A 19,229-nucleotide genomic window follows, 5' to 3' on the forward strand; every position below is an offset into this window, starting at 1 on the left:
GGCCTTCGCCGGTATGACGGGCATGTGAGAGGCTGGCGCCATAGGCCGGCCGTCGCTACATCGCCGGCAATGCCGAATTACCTCATCGTCATGCTGGGCGGCGCGATCGGCGCGGGCTTTCGCTACCATCTGAGCCGCGTCGCCGTCGAGCAGCTCGGGCACCTATTCCCCTGGGGCACATGGATCGCCAACCTGCTCGGCGGCTTGCTGATGGGCATCCTCGCCGGCATCGCGGCGCACGACGGCAAGGTGGACGAGCCCCTGCTCCTGTTCCTCGGCGTCGGCATGCTCGGCGGCTTCACCACCTTCTCCGCCTTCAGCCTCGAGACGGTGCAGATGATCGAGCGCGGCGAGCTCATCGTGGCGGCGGCCTATGCCGTCTCCTCGGTCGCGGGATCGGTGGCGCTCCTGTTCGTCGGCCTCTGGGTGGCGAGGGCGACGGCATGAGCGACGAGGTCCGCCAGTTCACCGTCTCATCCGAGGATGACGGCATCCGCCTCGACCGCTGGTTCAAGCGCAACCTGCCGGACGCGCGCTTCAACACCGTCTCGCGCTGGGCGCGGACGGGGCAGCTTCGCGTGGACGGCAAGCGCGCCACGCCGGGTGACCGGGTTGAAACGGGGCAGGCCATCCGCGTTCCTCCGGCCGATACCGAAGGCGAGGAGCGGCCGCGCGCGAAACCTCAACGCCCGACGCTCAGCGAGGATGAGATCGCCTTCGTCAACGAGATGGTGATCCACACCGACCCCGCCGCGATCGTCGTCAACAAGCCGCCGGGCCTGGCCACCCAGGGCGGGACAAAGACCAACGCCCATCTCGATCGCCTGCTCGACGGCCTGCCGGGCGCGGAGACGAACCGGCCGAAGCTCGTCCACCGGCTCGACAAGGACACGTCCGGCGTCCTGCTCATCGCCCGCACCCCGCGCGCGGCCGCCTATTTCTCGAAGAGCTTTTCGGGCCGGACGGCGCGAAAGGTCTACTGGGCGCTGGTGGTCGGCGTGCCGGAGGTGAAGGACGGCTTCATCGACCTGCCGATCGGCAAGCAGTTCGGCACCGGCGGGGAGAAAATGTGTGTCGACGAGGATGAGGGCCTGCCCGCCCGCACCCGCTACCGCGTCATCGATCGTGCCGGGAGCCGCGCCGCCTGGGTCGAGCTCCAGCCCCATACCGGCCGCACCCACCAGTTGCGCGTCCACATGCAAGCGATCGGGCATCCGATCGTCGGCGACGGCAAATATGGCGGCCAGGATGCCTTCCTGACCGGCACGATCAGCCGCAAGCTCCATCTCCACGCGCGGCGGCTCAGGATCGACCATCCGGATGGCGGCCGGGTTGACGTGACAGCCGATCTGCCGTCCCACTTCGCCGAGAGCCTGGCCGCGCTCGGCTTCGAGCTGGAGCAGGGCGACCTGCCGCTCGACGAGGTGAAGTTCTCCGAGACCCCTGAGGGGAAACGCAAGGCCGCGACGGCCGCTGCCAAGAGCCGCCGCAAGGAACGCAAGGGCGAGCGGCGTTCGCGGGGCCGCTTCTGATGCACCCGCATCCCGGCTATGCCTGGAAGGAGCGGAGCGAGATGCTCGCCTTCCTGTCGGAGGTCTCGTTCAGCACCATCTTCGTCTCGGGCGAGGCCGGGCCGATGCTGGTCCACGCGCCGGTGGTCACTGCCGGGAGCGACCGCGTTGCCTTCCACGTCTCCCGCGCCAATCGCGCGATTGCAGCGCTCGACGGCGCCTACGCTCTGCTCTCCTGCACCGGTCCGGACGTCTATGTGAGCCCGGACTGGTATGGCACGGCCGACCAGGTGCCGACCTGGAATTACCTCGCGGTCGAATGCGAGGGGTCGCTGCGCCGCCTGAGCGAGGAAGAGCTGGCCGCCCAGATCGAGGATCTGAGCGCGGTGCAGGAAGCGCGGCTGGCGCCGAAGCCGGTCTGGACGCGGGCAAAGATGAGCCCCGGCAAGTTCGAAGCGATGCTGAAGGCGATCACCGGCTTCGAGATGCGTATCGAGGGGATCCGCGGCACGCGCAAGCTCGGCCAGATGAAGAAGCCCGACGAGCGGCGCGCCGCCGCCTCCGGCGTGGCGGGCGCGGGCAATGCGGCCATGGCCGCCCTGATGATGCCCGCCGAATGACCAACCGCCTCGCCATCTTCGACTGCGACGGCACGCTCGTCGACAGCCAGGCGAATATCTGCCTGGCGATGGAGGAATGCTTTGCCAAGGCCGAGCTGCCGCCGCCGCCGCGGGAGCGGACGCGCAGGGTAGTCGGCCTCAGCCTCGTCGAGGCGATGCGCGCGATGCTTCCGGACGCGGAGCCGCACGTCCATGTGGCGCTGGCGGAGGATTACAAAGGCGCATTCCAGCGGCTGAGGGGCAGTGGTCTCGTCGAGGAGCCGCTTTACGACGGCATAAATGCGCTGATCGACGCTCTGGAGGAGGGCGGCTGGCTCCTCGGCGTCGCCACCGGCAAGTCGGACCGCGGCCTCTCCCTCTGCCTCGACCATCACGGGCTCTCCCGCCGCTTCGTCACCCTGCAGACCGCCGACTGCCATCCGTCCAAGCCCCATCCCTCGATGGTCGAGCTCGCCATGGCCGAGGCCGGCGCAGCGCCGGAGACGACCCTGATGATCGGCGACACCAGCTACGACATGGCGATGGCGCGGGCGGCCGGCGTGACGGCGATCGGCGTCACCTGGGGTTATCACGAGGCCCAGGAACTTCTCGCCGCCGGCGCGGATTACATCGCCGAGCACCCCTCCCAGATCGCCGAGCTCGTAAAGGCGCTTGCATGACCTTCGACCCCACCGGCGGCATCAGCGAAGCCACCTGGCGCAACCGCTTCATCCTGATGAACCTGGTGCGGATCGGCGGCACGATCGTTGTGCTGATCGGCCTCGCCATCTGGCACAGCGACTGGATGCGGCAGGGCGGCGCGATCGAGATCGGGCTGCCGCTCGCCCTGATCGGCCTCGTCATCAGCTTCTTCGCGCCGAAGTGGCTGGCCCGCAGGTGGCGCACGCCTCCCGGCCCATGAAGCGTTTCTACAAGGAAGCCGCGGTGGCGCCGGCCGACGGCGGCTGGCAGATCGCGCTCGACGGGCGGCCGGTGAAGACGCCGGCGCGCCACGGGCTCGTCGTGCCGACGGAGAGGTTGGGACAGGCCATTGCCGAGGAATGGCAGGGGCAGGGGGAAGAGATCGACCCGCGCTCGATGCCGCTTACAGGGCTGGCCAATGCCGCGATCGACCGGGTCGCGCCGGATCCGACGCTCTTTGCGGCGGGCCTGGCGCGCTACGGCGAGAGCGACCTCCTCTGCTACCGGGCGGAGGGGCCGCAGCCTTTGGTCGAGCGCCAGACCGAGCTCTGGGACCCGCTCCTCGCCTGGGCGCGCCGTCGCTACGACATCGAGTTCGAGACGGCCTGCGGCATCATGCACCGCCCTCAGCACCAGGAGACGATCGAACGTCTCGCCCGCGCCATCGCTTCGCGCGACGCCTTCCAGCTTGCCGCCTTGTCGCCGCTGGTCACGGTCAGCGGCTCGCTGGTGATCGCCCTCGCACTGGCTGAACGGGCGATCGACCTCGAGACCGGCTGGGCCGCGGCTACGCTCGACGAAAGCTGGCAGATCGAGCAATGGGGCGAGGACGCCGAAGCCGCCGCCATGCTCGCCTCCCGCCGCCGCGACTTCGACGCGGGCTACAGGCTTCTCACCCTGCTGTAGTATCCGCCGATGTGCGGGCCGCCACGCCCTGCCGCGGGAGCAGCTTCAGGATCACCAGGCCGGCCACGATCAGCGCCACGCAGTCGGCGATGAACAGGTAGATGGCGTGGCCCCAGTCCTGGTGGTACCAGATCGGGTCGCCGAGCCGCATGAACACGGCCGCGCCGACGACCCCGAGCACCAGCAGCCGCACCCGTTCGCCGAAGCTCGGGATGTAGAGCGACAGCGTGTAGAGCCCGACCGCCATCAGCAGACACACCACCAGCATGTGCAGGAAGCCGCCGATCATCACCCCGGCATCGCCCATCGAGAAGCCGGCCGTGTTGTAATGGATGGTGGCGACGGGACCTCGGCCGTACATCACCGCCTGCTCCGCCGTGTCGCCGCTCGGCACGAAATAGGTTCCGGTCTCGGGTATGTTCTGCGCCATCGCGGTCTGCACTGCGGCGGCCTGGGCGTTGTCGAGGGAACTGCTGCCGAGCTTGTAGAGCGGCGTTGCGAAGAAGATGAAGCCGATGATGAACATGGCGACCGCCGCCGCGACGCCGCCGATCAATGCTCGTCCGATCATGTCTTCGCTCCCCTGTTGAGGAGCTTAGACTAACCTAATGCGCGCCCTGCGCAAATGACGCTTCACCGTTGAGCAGGCTGCGCACGAAATCGTGCAGGAAGACGCGCCGCGACGCCTTCAGCCGCTCCGCCTTCAGCACGGTATGGACCAGCTTCTTGCACTTGTCGGCATCGTCGTTGATGAAGACGTAATCGTACTCGGCCCAGTGGCTGATCTCGATATGGGCGCGGTTCATGCGGTGAGCGATCACCTCGTCGCTGTCGGTGCCGCGCGAGCGCAGGCGCCGCTCCAGCTCCTCCATCGACGGCGGCAGCACGAACACGCGGACGATGTCCGGGTCGACCTGCTTCAGCTGCTGGGTGCCCTGCCAGTCGATGTCGAGCAGAACGTCGCGGCCATGCTCTATCTGCTTCACCACCTCGGTCTTGAGCGTCCCGTAGCGGTGGCCGAAAACATGCGCCCATTCGAGGAAGGCGCCGTTCGCGATCAACTCGTCAAACTCTGCATTGCTGACGAAATGATAGTCGACCCCATCCTCCTCACCCGGCCGGATCGGTCGCGTGGTGGCGGAAACCGAGAGGCCGATGCCGTCATCGGCTTCGAGGATCATCCGGGCGATGGTGGACTTTCCGGCGCCGCTGGGGCTGGAAAGCACGAACAGGAGGCCACGCCTCAGAAGCGGATTGCCGGTCGCCATGGCGGCCAATGGCGTCGGGCGCTCCGCTCCGTCAAGTGCGATTGGTTTCCTGCTCGTTGACGAGTTAGGGAAACGGCCATGGCCAGGAACATCGCGCTGCTGCGCGGCATCAACGTCGGCGGGCGCACGAGCATCAAGATGGCGGAGCTCCGCGAGCTTTGCGCGGAGCTGGGCTGGGAGCAGGTTGAGACCTACATCCAGAGCGGCAATTTGATCTTTGCGGCCAAAGGCGGTGCCACCTCGCTCGAGACAAAGCTGGAGCAGGCGGTGGAGCGTAGGTTCGGAATAGACGTCCCGGTGCTCGTACGCTCTGCCGCCCAATGGCAGGCGTTGGTAGCTGCCAACCCTCTTCGCGAGGCTGCCGAGGCCGAGCCGAACCGGCTGATGCTCAGCCTCTCAAAGCATCCCCTTGCGGCCGGCGCCGCCGCCGCGATCCAGGAGCGCGCCCGCGACGGCGAGCAGATCCGGGAGGCCGGCGGAGCGCTCTGGATCCACTATCCGGAGGGCGCGGGCACTTCGAAGCTGGCGCCCTCGCTGCTCGAACGGCTCGCAGGTTCGCCGGTGACGGCACGCAACTGGCGCACCGTCGTGAAGCTGGCGGAGCTGGCCGGCGCCTGAGGCGGACGGGCAGGGCGCTTAGCCCCCGCCAATCCCTTCGATGATCCTGCCCGTGCCGTCGCAGGTCGGGCAGGATGCGCCGTTCAGCTTTCCGCTGCCGCCGCAGTCGCGGCACAGATTCTCGCCCGTGCCGGGCGTGCCGGGCGCAGCCTCGTCGCCCGGCGCCGCGCCGTCGGGGGTTAGCGCGGCCACCTTTGCACCATCTCCAGATGTCCGCGCACGATCGGCGTGGCGGTGCCTGCCACCGTGCGGAGCGCAGGCGTATCTCCGCGCGCGGCATAGTTGGAGTGGAGCGCCAGCGCCTGCTGGTGCGCCATCAGCTGCTGCTGAGCATACATACGGTCAAAGCTTGCACCGGCGGAAGCGGCCTGGAGCTTTGCGACCATGTCGGCATGCATCGGCATCATCTGCGGCGCCATCGGCGGCATCCCGGAGGTCTGGGCGGCGGCCATCAGCTGTTGGGTGGTATTGGTATGGTCCCTCACCATCATTTCGGCGAAGCTGCGCATCGCCGGGTTCTGCGCCTTTGACAGCGCGATCTGCGAGGACTGGATCTCGTACATGTCGCTCGACGCCGCCATTCGGACATAGGCGGTGCGCTCTTCGGGCGTCATGTCGGCGGGCATGCCGGCGGCTGTAGCGCCCGGGCCGGACATGTCGTCGTTCATGGCGCAGGCGGCGAGCGTGATGGACGCCGCCGCGGCGAGGAAGATCGAGCGGTGCATAGGGGACTCCTGTTTTTCGCCTTTGGATAGCTCGCCAACAAGGATTCGCCGGCCGGGTTCCTGCCAAGCGGCTGGAAACGCACGTTTCCTGATGTGGGTTAGCGATTCAGCCCGGCAGGCGCGCGAGCGGCATGGTGAGGCAGTGGATGCCGCCTCCGCAGCGGACGAACTGGTCGATCTCGACCGCGATCACGCGATAGCCGAGCCGCTCCAGCTCACGGTTCACGCGGTGATTGGCAGCGGTCGACAGCAGCCGGCCGCCGCCCAGGCTGAGGATGTTGGCGCCGAGTTGATCCACCTCTTCGCGGGTGACGGGGACGAGATCGATACCGAGCGCCCGGAGCTGCCGCACGAATCCGGCCTCGAGCTCCTCGATGGAGGCGACCGCCCGGTTCCGGTCCACCATCGTGAACAGGGTGTCGAGGTGCAGGAAATGCGGGTCGAAGCGGGTGCGGATCGCCTGCCAGCCGCGCGCCTCGAACAATGCGGCCAGTGCTTCGACGCCCGCCGCGTCGGTCCGCTCACCCGACCATCCGATCGCGACCGTTCCCGGCCGCACCAGGCAGACGTCGCCGCCTTCGGCGTGGCCATCGGTCAGAGGGCCGAGGCTCGGGACGCCCCACCCCTGCGTCGCGCCGCGCACGCGCTCTGCCTCCGCGCGGCGATGCTCGACCGCCGGGCGCAGGGTGAGCAGCCCCCAGGGCGTCATCAATGTCGAATCGCGAGTGAAGCAGAGATCGACGAGATCGCGTCCCGGCGGCACGAAATGGCAGCGCACGCCCTCCTGCTCCAGCGCCTCCACCAGCCTCGCGTGCTGGTCCGCGGCCGTATCCGAGCACAGCGCGAGGCCGCCTTCGAGGCTCGCCTTGGTCACCGAGTTGCAGGGCACCATCGCCAGATGGTGCGATTCGCTCACCATGACGTGCTTCAGCACGCCATATTCGCTGTCCACGCCCCACCTGATCCCGGGCGCCAGTGTCAGGAGCTCGCCGAAGGGACTGGATCGGGCAGCGATATCGAGGAGCATCGGCGGCTTTCTTGTTGCGGAAGCGAACTGAGTGGTCGTTCCACCAGAACCGCGCAGGCCGCCCGCAGTTCCGCTACCGCCCGAGCATCGCCTCCGGCTTCACCACCCGGTCGAAGGTCGCCTGGTCGACCAGCTTCAGCTCCAGCCCCGCCTCCCTCAGCGTCAGGCCGTGCTCGTGTGCGTATTTCGCGATCTTGGCGGCGTTGTCATAGCCAATCTCGGGCGCGAGGGCGGTCACCAGCATCAGCGACTGGTTCATCAGCTCGGTGATCCGCCGCTCGTTCGGCTGAAGCCCGCTGAGCGCACGTTCGGTGAAGCTTTCCATGCCGATCGACAGCAAGTCGATCGAGCGCAGCACCGCCGCGCCGATCAGCGGCTTGAAGACGTTCAGCTCCATGTGCCCCTGAAGGCCGCCGATGGTGACCGCGACATGGTTCCCCATCACCTGCGCGGCGACCATGGTCAGCATCTCCGCCTGCGTCGGATTCACCTTGCCGGGCATGATCGAACTGCCCGGCTCGTTCTCCGGCAGGCTGAGCTCGGCCAGGCCAGCGCGGGGTCCCGAGCCCAGCAGGCGGATGTCGTTGGCGATCTTGGTCAGTGACACAGCGAGCACGTTCAGCACGCCCGACAGCTCGACCAGCGTGTCATGGCTCGCCAGCGCCTCGAACTTGTTCGGCGCGGTCTCGAAGGGGAGGCGGGTGAGATTGGCGACCTCGGCCGCGAAGGCCTCGCCGAAGCCCTTGGGGGCATTGAGGCCGGTGCCGACCGCCGTGCCGCCTTGCGCCAGCCGGTGCAGGCGCGGCAGCACCGCCTCGACCCGCTCGATCCCGTCGGCGAGCTGCGCCGCATAGCCGGAAAATTCCTGCCCCAGCGTCAGCGGCGTCGCATCCTGGAGATGGGTGCGGCCAATCTTGACGATCACATCCCACGCCTTCGCCTGGCTGGCGAGCTTGGCCTGCATCGTCCGCAGCGCCGGCAGCAGCCGCTTGGTCACCGCCACGGCGGCGGCAATGTGCATGGCGGTCGGGAAGCTGTCGTTGGAGGACTGGCCCTTGTTGACGTGATCGTTGGGGTGGACGGGCGTCTTGCCGCCGCGCCTGCCGGTCAGGATCTCGTTGGCGCGGCCGGCGATCACCTCGTTGGCGTTCATGTTGGATTGGGTGCCGGAGCCGGTCTGCCAGATGACGAGCGGGAACTGGTCGTCATGCGCTCCGCCCGCGACCTCGCCCGCGGCCTGCTGGATCGCCTCGGCAAGCTCGGCGTCCAGGCCGCCAATTCGCGCATTTACGCGCGCCGCCGCCTGCTTCACGAAGCCGAGCGCGTGGACGATCTCGACCGGCATCCGCTCCTGCGGCCCAAACGGGAAATTCTCGATCGAACGCTGCGTCTGCGCGCCCCACAGGCAGTCCGCAGGGACGTCGATGGGTCCGAAGCTGTCGGTCTCGGTGCGGGTGGTGGTCAATCTTTCCTCCATGTGAGGCGCAGCCTCACCCGCTTCGCGGAGGAGGAGGACTCGCTATTTCTTACGCTTGAAATCCACCGAGACGACGTTCGATCCGTCCTCGATCGGCTCTGCGGCCGGCGGATCGTTCTCCGCATGCTCGTGACCCTGCGGCTCGGCCTCTTCGACCTGCGCCTGGAATTGCAGCGCAAAATTGACCGCCGGATCAACGAAGCCGGTGATCGCAGCGAACGGGATGATCAGCTTGGCCGGCGCCTGGTTGAAGCTGAGGCCGACCTCGAACCCGTCCTCGGCCACCTTAAGGTCCCAGAAGCGGTTCTGGATGACGATCGTCATCTCGTCGGGGAAGCGCTCCGACAGGTGCTTCGGGATCTCGACGCCCGGAGCGGCGGTCTTGAAGGTGATATAGAAATGATGCTCGCCCGGCAGCCGCCCGGTCGTCTCGACCTCGCCGAGCACGCGCCCCACCACCGCGCGCAGCGCTTCCTGGACGATCTCGTCATAGGGAATCAGGCTGTCGGGCGTGTGCTCGCTCATAAGGCTGACTCGTAACGCCGCACCGTTAGGGGTCAAGCGCGTTGCGCCGGGTGAGCAGACTTGGCTAGCTGGGCGGAGGAGGAGCCTTCATGCCGATCGACGCCACCAAGCCCTATGACGACAGCAACATCTTCGCTCGCATCCTGCGCGGCGAGATTCCCTCGAAGCGCGTTTACGAGGACGAGCATGCGCTGGCTTTCCACGACATCAACCCGCAGGCGCCGGTGCACATTCTTGTCATTCCGAAGGGCGCCTACGTATCCTGGGACGACTTTTCGGAACGCGCCTCGGCCGAGGAGATAGCGGGCTTCGTGCGGGCGGTCGGCAAGGTGGCGCGGGACATCGGCCTGGTGGCGCGCGGCTATCGCCTGCTGGCCAACATAGGCCGTCTCGCCGGGCAGGAAGTGCCCCATCTTCACGTCCACATCTTCGGCGGTCAGCCGTTGGGGCCCATGCTTGCGCGCTGAGCGTTTAATCCTTTGCGGCTGCGGAATGTTTGGCTAGGTTCCCGGCCAATAAAGACGGCGGTGCGTCGGCTCCGCCCAATGTAAGGGGACGGACATGATTTTCGGGCGCGTAAAGCCTCTCGACGCGATCCTCGCCACAGCCAAGAAAAAGTCGCTGACGCCGACCCTCGGCGCGTTCCAGCTGACCTTGTTCGGCATCGGCTGCGTGATCGGCACCGGCATCTTCGTGTTGACCGCGGCCGGAGCGCAAAAGGCCGGTCCCGGACTGATGCTCGCTTTCGCCATCGCCGGTGCGATCTGCATCGTCGCCGCGCTTTGCTATGCCGAAATCGCGGCGATGATCCCCGTCGCCGGCTCCGCCTATACCTATACCTATTCGGTGATGGGCGAGATGCTCGCCTGGACGGTAGGTTGGGCGCTGGTGCTCGAATATGCAGTGGCGGCCAGTGCGGTGTCGGTCGGCTGGTCCGGTTATTTCGTGGGCAATATGCGAGAGTTGCTCGGAGTCGAGTTGCCGGTTGCGCTCACCGCCGGCCCGCTGGCTTTGGGCGGCGCGCCGGGTGGGTTCATCAACCTTCCGGCGGTGGTGATCGCCCTCCTCGTCACCTGGCTGCTGATGATCGGCACCAGCGAATCCGCCAAGGTCAACGCAGTCCTGGTTGCCATCAAGGTGACGGCGCTCACCGCATTCATCATCCTGACGCTGCCCAACGCGGAGGTGGCAAACTTCAACCCGTTCCTTCCCGCCGGCGTCTTCGGCGGCTTCGGCACGGGCCTTGGCGCAGTCGGCGCGGCGGCCACGATCTTCTTCGCCTATGTCGGCTTCGACGCGGTCTCGACCGCGGCCGAGGAAACCAAGAATCCGCAGCGCAACGTGCCGATCGGCCTCATCGGATCGCTGCTCTTCTGCACCATCTTCTACATCCTGGTGTCGGCGGGTGCGGTCGGCACCGTCGGGGGCCAGCCGATCATGGGCCCGAACGGCGTTCCGTTCCCGGCTGGTTCCGAGGAACTCGCCCGTCAGTGCGCGCTGCCGCAATATGCCGAGATGCTGGTCTGCTCGAACGAGGCGCTGGCCCACGTTCTGCGCCAGATCGGCTTCTCGGGCATCGGCAACTTGCTCGGCATCGCCGCATTCGTGGCCCTGCCGTCGGTGATCCTGATCCTGCTGTTTGGCCAGACCCGCATCTTCTTCGTAATGTCGCGCGACGGCCTGCTGCCGGAGGGGCTGTCGAAGATCCACCCGAAATGGAAGACGCCCTATGTGGTGACTGCGCTCACCGGCGCCGTGGTGGCGTTCGCGGCCGCCTTCCTTCCGGTCGGTCAGCTCGCCGACATCGCCAATGCGGGCACGCTCTACGCCTTCATGATGGTGGCCATCGCGGTGATGCTGCTGCGCAAGACGGAGCCGGACCGGCCACGCCTGTTCAAGACGCCGGCGCTCTGGCTGATCGGGCCGCTGACCATCGCCGGCTGCATCTTCCTGTTCTTCAACCTGCCTTCGGAGGCGATGATCGTGCTGCCGGTGTGGGCGGCGATCGGGCTCGTCATCTACTATCTCTATGGCTACCGGCACAGTCACTTGGGCAAGGGCATCATCGAGGTGCACGAGCCCGAGATCCATGACATCGAGCCGGGCATCCCGGGGGTCGACGAAGACCACCATCCCCGCCGGGTGTGACCTGATCCCGCAGATGTGATCGAGAAGGGGAGCTTCGGCTCCCCTTCGTTTATGCGCGGCGGCGGCAACTCCGCTTGCGCGGTGACGTTGCACGGCGGAGGAGACGAAACATGGCGACCAATCCGCCCATCCCGAGCCCCGACGGGCAACCGGCGCAGCCGGCTGAGCCGCCGCCCGAAATCATTCCGCCGTCACCGGACATCGACGTGCCGGATCCGCATCCGGACAGTCCGCCCAGCCCAAAGGGCCCGGTCGACTAAATCAATCCTCCCGCTGGTAGAGGAAGCTCGTACTTAGCCCAGCTTCTGCGCGACCAGCGCCTTGAGGTCCGCCTCCGGCCGGGCGCCGTAATGCGAGATCACCTCGGCGGCCGCGATGGCGCCCATGTGGAGGCAATCCTCGATCGAGCGGCCCTGCGCGTGGCCGGCGAGGAAGCCGGCGGCGAACAGGTCGCCCGCGCCCGTCGTGTCGACCACGCGCTCGACGGGCTCGGCCTCAACCGAGAACCGCTCGCCGTCGCGGATCGCGATCGCACCCCTCGGACCCAAAGTGACCACGAGCAAGGGGACCTTCGCGGCAACTTTCGCGCAGGCGGTGTCGAGGTCCTCGTCCTGGGTGAGGCAGAGCAATTCTTCTTCGTTGACGAAGAGGATGTCGATCAGCCCCTGGTCGATCAGCCCCTGCAGGTCGGCGCGGTGCAGCTCGATGATGAAATTGACCGACAGCGTCATCGCCACCTTGCGACCGGCCGCACGTGCCACTTCGATGGCCTCGCGCATCACCGCGCGCGGCTCTTCCGGATCCCACAAATAGCCCTCGAGGTAGAGGATCGAGGCGCTGCGAACGAGGTCGTGGTCGAGCGTGGAGCGATCGAGGAAATGCGAGGCGCCGAGCAAGGTGTTCATCGTCCGCTCGCCGCAGGGCGTGACCATGATCAGGCAGCGCGCAGTCGGCGGATGGCCGGGGCGGGCCGCGGTGTCGAAGCGCACGCCATGGGCGCGGATGTCGTGCGCGAAGACCGCGCCGAGCTGATCGTCCGCGACCTGGCCGATGAAGGCGCAACGCACGCCCAGTGCCGCCGCACCAGCCAGCGTATTGGCCGCCGATCCGCCGCTGATCTCCCGCCCCGGACCCATCCGGCTGTAGAGCGCTTCCGCGCGATCGGCGTCGATCAGCTGCATGCCGCCCTTGGTCAGGCCTTCGGCCTCGAGAAAGGCCTCGTCGGCGCTGGCGAGCACGTCGACGATGGCGTTGCCGATCGCGAGGATATCGAGACTGGTGTCGGTCACTTAGGTCTTTCTCTGGCCGGGAAAGGGCCGGCCCTAGCCGCCCGCTCATGGCTCGGCAACCTAAGCGATTGACCCTGCGCCGCGGCTCGGCGAACAGGGCGCCGATGCGGGAGAAAGAGATGCGGGCTCTGGCGAGGCAGGCGGCGATATTCGGGGTACCGCTGGCGCTGGTCTCCTGTGCGCCGACCACGACGACGCAAGCACCGGCGCCGACCGTCGCGGCTGCCCCGCGTGCCGTCTCGGTCGCAGGCCTCGGCGCGGTGATGGGGCAAAGCGCCGGCACCCTTACCGCCCAATTTGGCAATCCGGCGCTGGATGTGCGCGAGGGCAGCGCCCGCAAGCTGCAATTCTCAGGTCCGGTCTGCGTGCTCGACGCCTATCTCTATCCGTCGCAGCAGGGGCGGGAGCCAGTCGTCACCCATGTTGATGCGCGCCTTCCCGACGGCCGCGACATCGACCGCGCCAGCTGCGTCGCTGCGCTTATGGCAGGTCGGCAGGGGCAGTAAGCTCTGCCAGGTTCGCTCGCGACGAGCGGACGCTTGTCAGCTGCTCCAATGCCCACTGCGCCGCTTCCGCCACCGCCGGATCCTCGTCGTCCACCAGCTTGCGCAACGGCTCCATCAGCGCCGCACTGCCGCTGTTGCCCGCGGCAATGGCAGCATTGCGCACCATGCGGTTGCGGCCGATGCGCTTGATCGGAGAGCCGGCGAACACCTTTCGAAATGCCGCGTCGTCCAGCGCCAGCAGGTCCGCGAGGGCGGGGGCGACCAGCTCCGCGCGAGGCACGAAAGCCTGGTTGCGGCGTGCCGTGTCGGCGAACCGGTTCCACGGGCACACTGCCAGGCAGTCGTCGCAGCCGTAGATGCGGTTGCCGATTGCCTCGCGCAACTCGTGCGGGATCGATCCCTTATGCTCGATCGTCAGATAGGAGATGCAGCGTCGCGCATCGAGCTGGAAGGGTGCCGGAAAAGCGCTTGTCGGACAGGCGTCGAGGCAGGCGCTGCAGCTTCCGCAATGCACCCGGTGAGACGGCACAGTCTCTTCGAGCTCCAACGTGGTGTAGATGGCGCCGAGGAACAGCCAGGAGCCGTCCTTGCGGCTGACCAGATTGGTGTGCTTACCCTGCCATCCGAGCCCCGCCGCTTCGGCGAGCGGCTTCTCCATGACCGGTGCCGTGTCTACGAATACCTTGAGCTCGCAGTCTGCCTCCGCGACCAGCCAGCGCGCCAGCGCCTTCAGCGCCTTCTTGACCGTGTCATGATAGTCGGCGCCCTGCGCATAGACGGAGATCCGCCCGATCTCCGCCTGACCGGCCAGCGCCAGCGGATCCATCTGGGGCGCGTAGCTCATGCCGAGCGAGATCACCGAGCGCACCTCGGGCCACAGCCCTGCAGGAGATCCACGACGCTCTGCCGTCTCCTCCATCCAGATCATGTCGCCATGCGCGCCCGTCGCCAGCCATTCGCGAAGGCGTTCCGCCGTCTTCGGCGTCGCATCGGCGCGGGCGAAGCCGACGGCTGCGAAGCCGAGCGCATGCGCCTGCTCCTCGATCCGCTCACGCAAATGCTTGCTTATCGTCACGAGCCGCCGCTACCACATTGATCCGAAAAGGGGACGTGCAAAGGTGGGTGGGCTCGCAATCGAAGCCAAGGGCCTGTTCAAGGCCTTTGACGGCAAGACCGCGGTGGACGGGATCGACCTCGCCGTGCCGGAGGGAACGATCTACGGCGTGCTCGGCCCCAACGGCGCCGGCAAGACGACGACCCTGCGCATGCTGCTCGGCATCATCGATCCCGACAACGGCCACCGCACCTTGCTGGGCCACGAGCGGCCGATCGAGGCGGCCCAGCTGGTCGGCTATCTGCCTGAGGAGCGCGGCCTTTATCCGGCCATGACGACACGCGACGCGATCGCCTTCATGGGCGCCCTGCGTGGTCTGCCGCTCGACGTCGGCAAGAAGCGGGCGGAGGGGATGCTTCGCGAAAACGGCCTCGCCGACTATGTCGCCAAGCCGATCAAGAGCCTGTCGAAGGGGATGGCGCAGACGGTGCAGCTGTTCGGCACCATCATCCATCGCCCGAAGCTGATCGTCCTCGACGAGCCTTTCTCGGGTCTCGACGCGATCAACCAGGGGCGGCTCGAGCATCTCATTCGTGCCGAGGCGGCGGCCGGCGCGACGATCATCTTTTCGACCCATGTCATCGCCCATGCCGAGCGGCTGTGCGAGCGGATCGCGATCATCGCCGGCGGCCGCATCCGCTTCGAAGGCAGCGTCGCCGAAGCGCGCGACCGCCTCCGGCCGCAGGTGCGCCTGCGCACGCGGGCCCAGGACGGTCCCTGGCGCTCCGCTCTGCCTGTCGATGCGGTCAGCGAAGAGGGCGTGTGGCATTTCGAATTGCCGCTCGCCGGCATCGAGCCGCTCCTCAAGGCGCTGATCGACGGCGGCGCCGGCATCGAGGAATTGTCGATCGAGCGGCCGGGCCTGCACGACGCCTTCGTCGCCATCGCCGGCGAAGCGGCCGCTCGCGAGATGGCCCAAAACGCCGAGTTGGAGGCTGCGGCATGAACAGCTTCCTCCGCTCCGCCTTCGTGATCGGCCGCCGCGATTTCGTTGCCACGGTCTATTCGCGGACGTTTCTGCTGTTCCTGCTCGGGCCGCTGCTGATCATCGGCCTGTCGATCGTGCTCGGCAACGCGACCGAGCGTATGGCCCGCGACGACCTCCGCGCCCGCGTTGCAGTGATCGCGAGCGCGGCCGAGTTCGCACCGATTGCCGCGGCGCGCGAGCGGCTCAACCCCAGTTTCGGCGAGCGGGAGCTTCCCGAGCTGGTCCGCGTCGAACAGGATTATGAGGTGGAAGGGCAGGTGCAGGACCTGCTCACCTCCTCCGACCGGCGTTTCCTAGGCGTGCTGACCGGCGGCCTGGCGCGGCCCAAGCTCACCGGCGCGGTCAGCGAGACCGGCACGATCCGCAGCCAGGTGGGGCTGATCCTCGACGAGGCGATGCAGCAGCGCGCGCTCGCCCGTGCCGGCGCGCCCTACACGCCGGTGGAGCTGGATTTCGTCAAGGTCGACGAATCCGCCGGCTCGCTCGCCTCGCTGCGCGCGCTCACCGCGCGGAGCGGCCAGCTCCTGCTGTTCATGCTGACCGTGCTGCTCGCCGGCATGCTGCTCTCCAACCTGATCGAGGAGAAGTCGAACAAGGTCATCGAAATACTCGCCGCCTCCGCGCCGGTCGACGCAATCTTCCTGGGCAAGCTGTTCGCGATGCTGGCCGTGTCGCTCGTCGGCATCACCGTCTGGGCCGTCGGCGCCATTACCGGGCTGGCCCTGTTCCCGACCGGCGGCAGCCTGCCCGAACCGGCCGTCGGCTGGCCTTTCTTCGTCATCCTGGTGATCCTCTATTACAGCGCCAATTACCTGCTGCTCGGCGCGCTGTTCCTCGGCATCGGCAGCCAGGCCTCCTCCGTGCGTGAGGTCCAGACGCTCTCCATGCCGGTGACGGTCGGCCAGATCCTGATCTTCATGTTCGCTTCGTTCGCGGTCGGTCCGTTCAACGGCCTGCTCGGCATTGCCGCAGCGATCTTCCCGTTCAGCTCGCCGCTCGCGATGATCGCCCGCGCCGCCCAGACGCCGGAGCTCTGGCCGCACCTCCTCGCCCTTGTCTGGCAGGCGGGCTGGGTGTGGCTGACGATCAAGCTCGGCGCGAGCCTGTTCAAGAGCAACGTGATGAAGTCCGGCACGTCCGGCGGGATGAGGTCCATGCTGCGCGCGCGGAGAAGCTGATCGGTCATCCGGCCGCTGCCCGGGAGAGCTTAGCCGTAAAGCTCCGCCGCGGCATCGCGCAGCGCGTCCATTGCGATGCGCCATGGCGCGCCGGCATGGCTGATGCGCGCGGCACCGAGTTCGGCGAGGCGGGGAAGGGGAGGCGTTCCTTTCCAGACCATGATGTTGACCGGCAGCGGCGCGGCTTCGCAATAGCGGCCGATCAGCCGGTCCTCGACCAGCCCCGGCACGAACAGTCCGTCCGCGCCCGCGCCGGCATAGGCGCGGCCGCGTTCCAGCGCCTCCTCCATCAGCCCCTCATGGGTCGAGGGATCGGCCTGCAGGAAGGTGTCGATCCGCGCATTGATGAAGAAGCGTTCGGCCGGCGCGGCTGATCGCGCTCCGGCGAGCCGCGCGCACTGCTCCTCGATCGGATAGAGGCCGCCGCCGCGGACGATCCGATCCTCGAGATTGCAGCCGACGGCGCCTGCTTCGAGCGCCTGCCGTGCGCTGTCTGCAACACGCTCCGGCTCCCGTCCGTAGCCGCCTTCGAGGTCGATCGTGACCGGCAGCTCGACCGCGTCGGTGATCCGGCGGATGTTGGCGATCGCCAGCTCGAGCGGCAGTTGCTCGCCGTCATCGAAGCCCTGGGCTGCCGCCACCGACCAACTGCCGGTGCCGATCGCCTTCGCACCCGCCTCCGCGACGATGCGCGCGCTGCCGGCATCCCAGATGTTGAAGAGGACGAGCGGATCGCCCTTCACGTGCAGCGCCCGGAACGCGCCTGCCTTGTCGCTCATGATTTGCCTCCCTGGAGCCGCTTGTTTGAGCAGCTCCAGGCGATCATGCCGTCCCGTTCCTTGCGGCGAAAGCGCCTACTGGCTGACCGGCCGCGAAGAGAGGATGCGGCCGGCCGTGTCGGTCACGACCTCGAGCAGCTGTCCGCCGCGGTCCCGCACGCGCCGCACCGTGTTGCCGGCGCTGTTGACGGTGCGCGAAACCTCGCTCAGCCCTGCGGCGCCGAGATTGAGCAATGAGCCGTTGCGCAGGGCGTTGTTCGCAACGCCGCCGACAGTGTTGACGGCATTGTTGGCGACACCACCCACCACCGGCAGCGCATTGTTGGCGACGCCGCCGACAGTGCCCACCGTATTGTCGACGGTGGAGAGCAATTGCGTCACGATCTGGGGATTGTTGTCCAGCGTCTGCAGCGTCCGTTCGATGATCGCCCGGACATTCTCGAGCCGCACGACCAACGTCGCGGTCGCCTGGACGCCCTTGATGCCGATCTTCACCTGATCGATCGACGCGTCCGCGCCTGCCGTGAGCTTCAGTAGGTTGGCGAGCCGCGCGTCGAGGGCGATATGCACCTGGAGATTGTTCACCTCCAGATTGATCTCGTCGACCGAAAGATTCGGCACATCGAGCAGCACGTCCGGTGCCTGGCCCCCCTGCATCGCCTGCATGGCGAGCGGCGTCGATTGGCCGGGCTGAGCCTGCCGGCGATCCCGATTTTGAGCTTCGGCCGGCACCGCCACTGAAAGTGCGGCCGCAGTGGCTGCAAGGGCAGCAAATTTACGCATGGGCATCCCTCCTGTTACGGAGGCTCAACGTTATTTAGGCGGCGCGGTTTCCGCCTGCTCGGGATTATTGTTCTGCGCATTCAGCGGGTCCGCGATGCGCGCTTCGGCCCGCACGTTCACCTCGACGTTGCGCAGGGTTTTGCGGCCGTTCGCCTTGGGCGCCTGCACGTCCACCACATTGCCGCCGTCGGGTTCGGTCGTCACCGTGAGCCTCGCATCCCCCTGCTTCTCGATCGTCACCGACCGCGCCCGCACGTTGGCGTTGAGCTCGATGTCCGGCGCCTGCGCAGCGGCCGCCTGGAGAAGGATGAGCAGTGTCAGCATCGTCCGCGCCTGTTCCGAGGAGGTTTCGGTTTAGCGAAACGATCAGGTGGGCACTAGGTGCCTCGGCCAAGGAGGATCACGGCATCTTCGCTTCGTGCAGCTCTCTCTCCGTCAACCCGCGGAACGCGATCCGGGGACGGACATTGTTGAGGCGACCGAGATCCACGCACCATTCCTGATATTCGAGGGCCGTTACGCCGGCCTGGACGAGGGGATCGGCTTCAAGGGCTGCCCGGATCCTCGCGCGGTCGACGTCGGTGCGGAACACCGACATTGCCAGCAACGGATCGCCTGCCAGTGCGCCCCCGGCGATGATCGAACCCTCCCCGGCCATCCGCTCGTAAAGATCCCGATGCTGTCGGGCATGGTCGACGAACTCGCCGCGCTTCTCCCATTGCGGCCCCGGCTTGTTGAACACGATGAAATGCGTCGGGTTCGATGCTGCGACAGGCTGCTGCCTGGAGAGCTGCGCGGGTGCGGAATTGGGGAGAAGCGCCAGCAGTGCCGCCACGACGAACACGCACCTGTTCATTGCATTCTCTCCCCCTGGGCGACTGCTCGCCTCGCGCCGTCGCGGCGCGGCATGTTCGTTGGTGGGACGTCAAGCTGCACAGGGCGCCAGGCAGCGGACAAGCGGACGCACATGGTCCGTTCGTCTAAGCGACGCGCATCGCGTCGCCCGCTCATGCTGAGGCCGGTAAGTAACGCGGCGATGCTTAACGCGCGGCCGGATTCATCGTGTTCATATTCGACAAACCCGAT

The 19,229-nt window shown here is 67.2% G+C and carries 26 protein-coding genes; 13 read left to right on the top strand and 13 right to left on the bottom strand.

Features of this window, described 5'->3' with window-relative positions:
* The first annotated feature begins 69 nt into the window (after positions 1-69).
* Genes crcB through AC5JBD_RS05650 form a run of 6 tightly spaced genes read left to right on the top strand, consistent with a single transcriptional unit; the run spans position 70 to position 3,718 of the window.
* The gene (crcB, locus tag AC5JBD_RS05625; protein ID WP_495720776.1) at positions 70-447 is read left to right on the top strand and encodes a fluoride efflux transporter CrcB; all 378 of its coding nucleotides are present in this window, start codon (positions 70-72) and stop codon (positions 445-447) included.
* Positions 444-1,532 (top strand): RluA family pseudouridine synthase, encoded by a 1,089-nt coding sequence (locus AC5JBD_RS05630; RefSeq protein WP_495720777.1) that lies wholly within the window; start codon positions 444-446, stop codon positions 1,530-1,532. The genes crcB and AC5JBD_RS05630 overlap by 4 nt, the downstream gene beginning before the upstream one ends.
* Positions 1,532-2,131, top strand: a complete 600-nt coding sequence (locus tag AC5JBD_RS05635; protein ID WP_495720778.1) for an FMN-binding negative transcriptional regulator — start codon at positions 1,532-1,534, stop codon at positions 2,129-2,131. Before AC5JBD_RS05630 ends, AC5JBD_RS05635 begins: the two co-directional genes overlap by 1 nt.
* Positions 2,128-2,790 carry an HAD-IA family hydrolase gene (locus tag AC5JBD_RS05640; RefSeq protein ID WP_495720779.1) on the top strand — a complete coding sequence of 221 codons (663 nt, stop codon included), beginning with the start codon at positions 2,128-2,130 and terminating at the stop codon, positions 2,788-2,790. Before AC5JBD_RS05635 ends, AC5JBD_RS05640 begins: the two co-directional genes overlap by 4 nt.
* Positions 2,787-3,032, top strand: coding sequence for a hypothetical protein (locus AC5JBD_RS05645; protein WP_495720780.1), 246 nt, complete (start codon positions 2,787-2,789; stop codon positions 3,030-3,032). Before AC5JBD_RS05640 ends, AC5JBD_RS05645 begins: the two co-directional genes overlap by 4 nt.
* Complete coding sequence (locus AC5JBD_RS05650) at positions 3,029-3,718, top strand: ATP12 family chaperone protein (RefSeq protein ID WP_495720781.1); 690 nt, start codon at positions 3,029-3,031, stop codon at positions 3,716-3,718. Before AC5JBD_RS05645 ends, AC5JBD_RS05650 begins: the two co-directional genes overlap by 4 nt.
* Here the strand turns inward: AC5JBD_RS05650 and AC5JBD_RS05655 are convergent.
* On the bottom strand, positions 3,705-4,289 hold the full coding sequence (locus AC5JBD_RS05655) for a hypothetical protein (protein ID WP_495720782.1): 585 nt from the start codon (positions 4,287-4,289) through the stop codon (positions 3,705-3,707). The two genes, AC5JBD_RS05650 and AC5JBD_RS05655, sit on opposite strands and share 14 nt — an antisense overlap.
* A 34-nt stretch (positions 4,290-4,323) precedes the next feature.
* Positions 4,324-4,986: a guanylate kinase gene (gmk, locus tag AC5JBD_RS05660; RefSeq protein WP_495720783.1), complete on the bottom strand. Its 663-nt coding sequence runs from the start codon at positions 4,984-4,986 to the stop codon at positions 4,324-4,326.
* Positions 4,987-5,064: 78 nt separating this feature from the next.
* Between gmk and AC5JBD_RS05665 the strand changes: the two genes are divergently transcribed.
* Entirely contained in the window at positions 5,065-5,604 is a 540-nt protein-coding gene (locus tag AC5JBD_RS05665; protein WP_495720784.1) for a DUF1697 domain-containing protein, read from the top strand.
* Between the two features lie 18 nt (positions 5,605-5,622).
* On the opposite strand, the gene AC5JBD_RS05670 is transcribed toward AC5JBD_RS05665, so the two are convergent.
* From AC5JBD_RS05670 to AC5JBD_RS05690, 5 genes are all read right to left on the bottom strand, one after another.
* Positions 5,623-5,796, bottom strand: a complete 174-nt coding sequence (locus tag AC5JBD_RS05670; RefSeq protein ID WP_495720785.1) for a hypothetical protein — start codon at positions 5,794-5,796, stop codon at positions 5,623-5,625.
* A complete protein-coding gene (locus AC5JBD_RS05675; protein WP_495720786.1) occupies positions 5,784-6,329 on the bottom strand; it encodes a DUF4142 domain-containing protein in 546 nt (181 codons plus the stop codon). Before AC5JBD_RS05675 ends, AC5JBD_RS05670 begins: the two co-directional genes overlap by 13 nt.
* Before the next feature lie 106 nt (positions 6,330-6,435).
* Complete coding sequence (locus AC5JBD_RS05680) at positions 6,436-7,356, bottom strand: dimethylarginine dimethylaminohydrolase family protein (protein WP_495720787.1); 921 nt, start codon at positions 7,354-7,356, stop codon at positions 6,436-6,438.
* A 73-nt stretch (positions 7,357-7,429) separates the two neighbouring features.
* The gene (gene fumC / locus AC5JBD_RS05685) at positions 7,430-8,821 is read right to left on the bottom strand and encodes a class II fumarate hydratase (protein ID WP_495720788.1); all 1,392 of its coding nucleotides are present in this window, start codon (positions 8,819-8,821) and stop codon (positions 7,430-7,432) included.
* A gap of 54 nt (positions 8,822-8,875) precedes the next feature.
* Positions 8,876-9,358 carry an SspB family protein gene (locus AC5JBD_RS05690; RefSeq protein ID WP_495720789.1) on the bottom strand — a complete coding sequence of 161 codons (483 nt, stop codon included), beginning with the start codon at positions 9,356-9,358 and terminating at the stop codon, positions 8,876-8,878.
* 89 nt (positions 9,359-9,447) lie between these two features.
* Between AC5JBD_RS05690 and AC5JBD_RS05695 the strand changes: the two genes are divergently transcribed.
* The 3 genes from AC5JBD_RS05695 to AC5JBD_RS05705 all read left to right on the top strand — a co-directional run bounded on the left by AC5JBD_RS05695 (position 9,448) and on the right by AC5JBD_RS05705 (position 11,766).
* Positions 9,448-9,825, top strand: a complete 378-nt coding sequence (locus tag AC5JBD_RS05695; RefSeq protein WP_495720790.1) for a histidine triad nucleotide-binding protein — start codon at positions 9,448-9,450, stop codon at positions 9,823-9,825.
* 94 nt (positions 9,826-9,919) lie between these two features.
* Complete coding sequence (locus AC5JBD_RS05700) at positions 9,920-11,506, top strand: amino acid permease (RefSeq protein ID WP_495720791.1); 1,587 nt, start codon at positions 9,920-9,922, stop codon at positions 11,504-11,506.
* Positions 11,507-11,616: 110 nt separating this feature from the next.
* Entirely contained in the window at positions 11,617-11,766 is a 150-nt protein-coding gene (locus AC5JBD_RS05705; protein WP_495720792.1) for a hypothetical protein, read from the top strand.
* Between the two features lie 33 nt (positions 11,767-11,799).
* On the opposite strand, the gene AC5JBD_RS05710 is transcribed toward AC5JBD_RS05705, so the two are convergent.
* Positions 11,800-12,795: an adenosine kinase gene (locus tag AC5JBD_RS05710; protein ID WP_495720793.1), complete on the bottom strand. Its 996-nt coding sequence runs from the start codon at positions 12,793-12,795 to the stop codon at positions 11,800-11,802.
* A gap of 104 nt (positions 12,796-12,899) precedes the next feature.
* Between AC5JBD_RS05710 and AC5JBD_RS05715 the strand changes: the two genes are divergently transcribed.
* The gene (locus tag AC5JBD_RS05715; protein ID WP_495720794.1) at positions 12,900-13,301 is read left to right on the top strand and encodes a hypothetical protein; all 402 of its coding nucleotides are present in this window, start codon (positions 12,900-12,902) and stop codon (positions 13,299-13,301) included.
* Here AC5JBD_RS05715 and queG read toward each other — a convergent pair.
* Positions 13,276-14,376 (bottom strand): tRNA epoxyqueuosine(34) reductase QueG, encoded by a 1,101-nt coding sequence (gene queG / locus AC5JBD_RS05720; RefSeq protein ID WP_495720795.1) that lies wholly within the window; start codon positions 14,374-14,376, stop codon positions 13,276-13,278. The genes AC5JBD_RS05715 and queG overlap by 26 nt on opposite strands.
* Before the next feature lie 43 nt (positions 14,377-14,419).
* Here queG and AC5JBD_RS05725 point away from each other — a divergent pair, with 43 nt between their 5' ends.
* Positions 14,420-15,361, top strand: coding sequence for an ABC transporter ATP-binding protein (locus AC5JBD_RS05725; protein WP_495720796.1), 942 nt, complete (start codon positions 14,420-14,422; stop codon positions 15,359-15,361).
* Complete coding sequence (locus AC5JBD_RS05730) at positions 15,358-16,581, top strand: ABC transporter permease (protein ID WP_495720797.1); 1,224 nt, start codon at positions 15,358-15,360, stop codon at positions 16,579-16,581. The genes AC5JBD_RS05725 and AC5JBD_RS05730 overlap by 4 nt, the downstream gene beginning before the upstream one ends.
* Positions 16,582-16,610: 29 nt before the next feature.
* Here AC5JBD_RS05730 and AC5JBD_RS05735 read toward each other — a convergent pair whose 3' ends face one another.
* The 4 genes from AC5JBD_RS05735 to AC5JBD_RS05750 all read right to left on the bottom strand — a co-directional run bounded on the left by AC5JBD_RS05735 (position 16,611) and on the right by AC5JBD_RS05750 (position 18,999).
* Complete coding sequence (locus tag AC5JBD_RS05735) at positions 16,611-17,360, bottom strand: isocitrate lyase/PEP mutase family protein (protein WP_495720798.1); 750 nt, start codon at positions 17,358-17,360, stop codon at positions 16,611-16,613.
* A 75-nt stretch (positions 17,361-17,435) separates the two neighbouring features.
* On the bottom strand, positions 17,436-18,143 hold the full coding sequence (locus tag AC5JBD_RS05740) for a hypothetical protein (protein WP_495720799.1): 708 nt from the start codon (positions 18,141-18,143) through the stop codon (positions 17,436-17,438).
* A gap of 30 nt (positions 18,144-18,173) precedes the next feature.
* Complete coding sequence (locus AC5JBD_RS05745; protein WP_495720800.1) at positions 18,174-18,467, bottom strand: hypothetical protein; 294 nt, start codon at positions 18,465-18,467, stop codon at positions 18,174-18,176.
* Between the two features lie 76 nt (positions 18,468-18,543).
* Positions 18,544-18,999 carry a YciI family protein gene (locus tag AC5JBD_RS05750; protein WP_495720801.1) on the bottom strand — a complete coding sequence of 152 codons (456 nt, stop codon included), beginning with the start codon at positions 18,997-18,999 and terminating at the stop codon, positions 18,544-18,546.
* Positions 19,000-19,229 lie beyond the last annotated feature (230 nt).

The organism is Allosphingosinicella sp. (assembly GCF_059502505.1).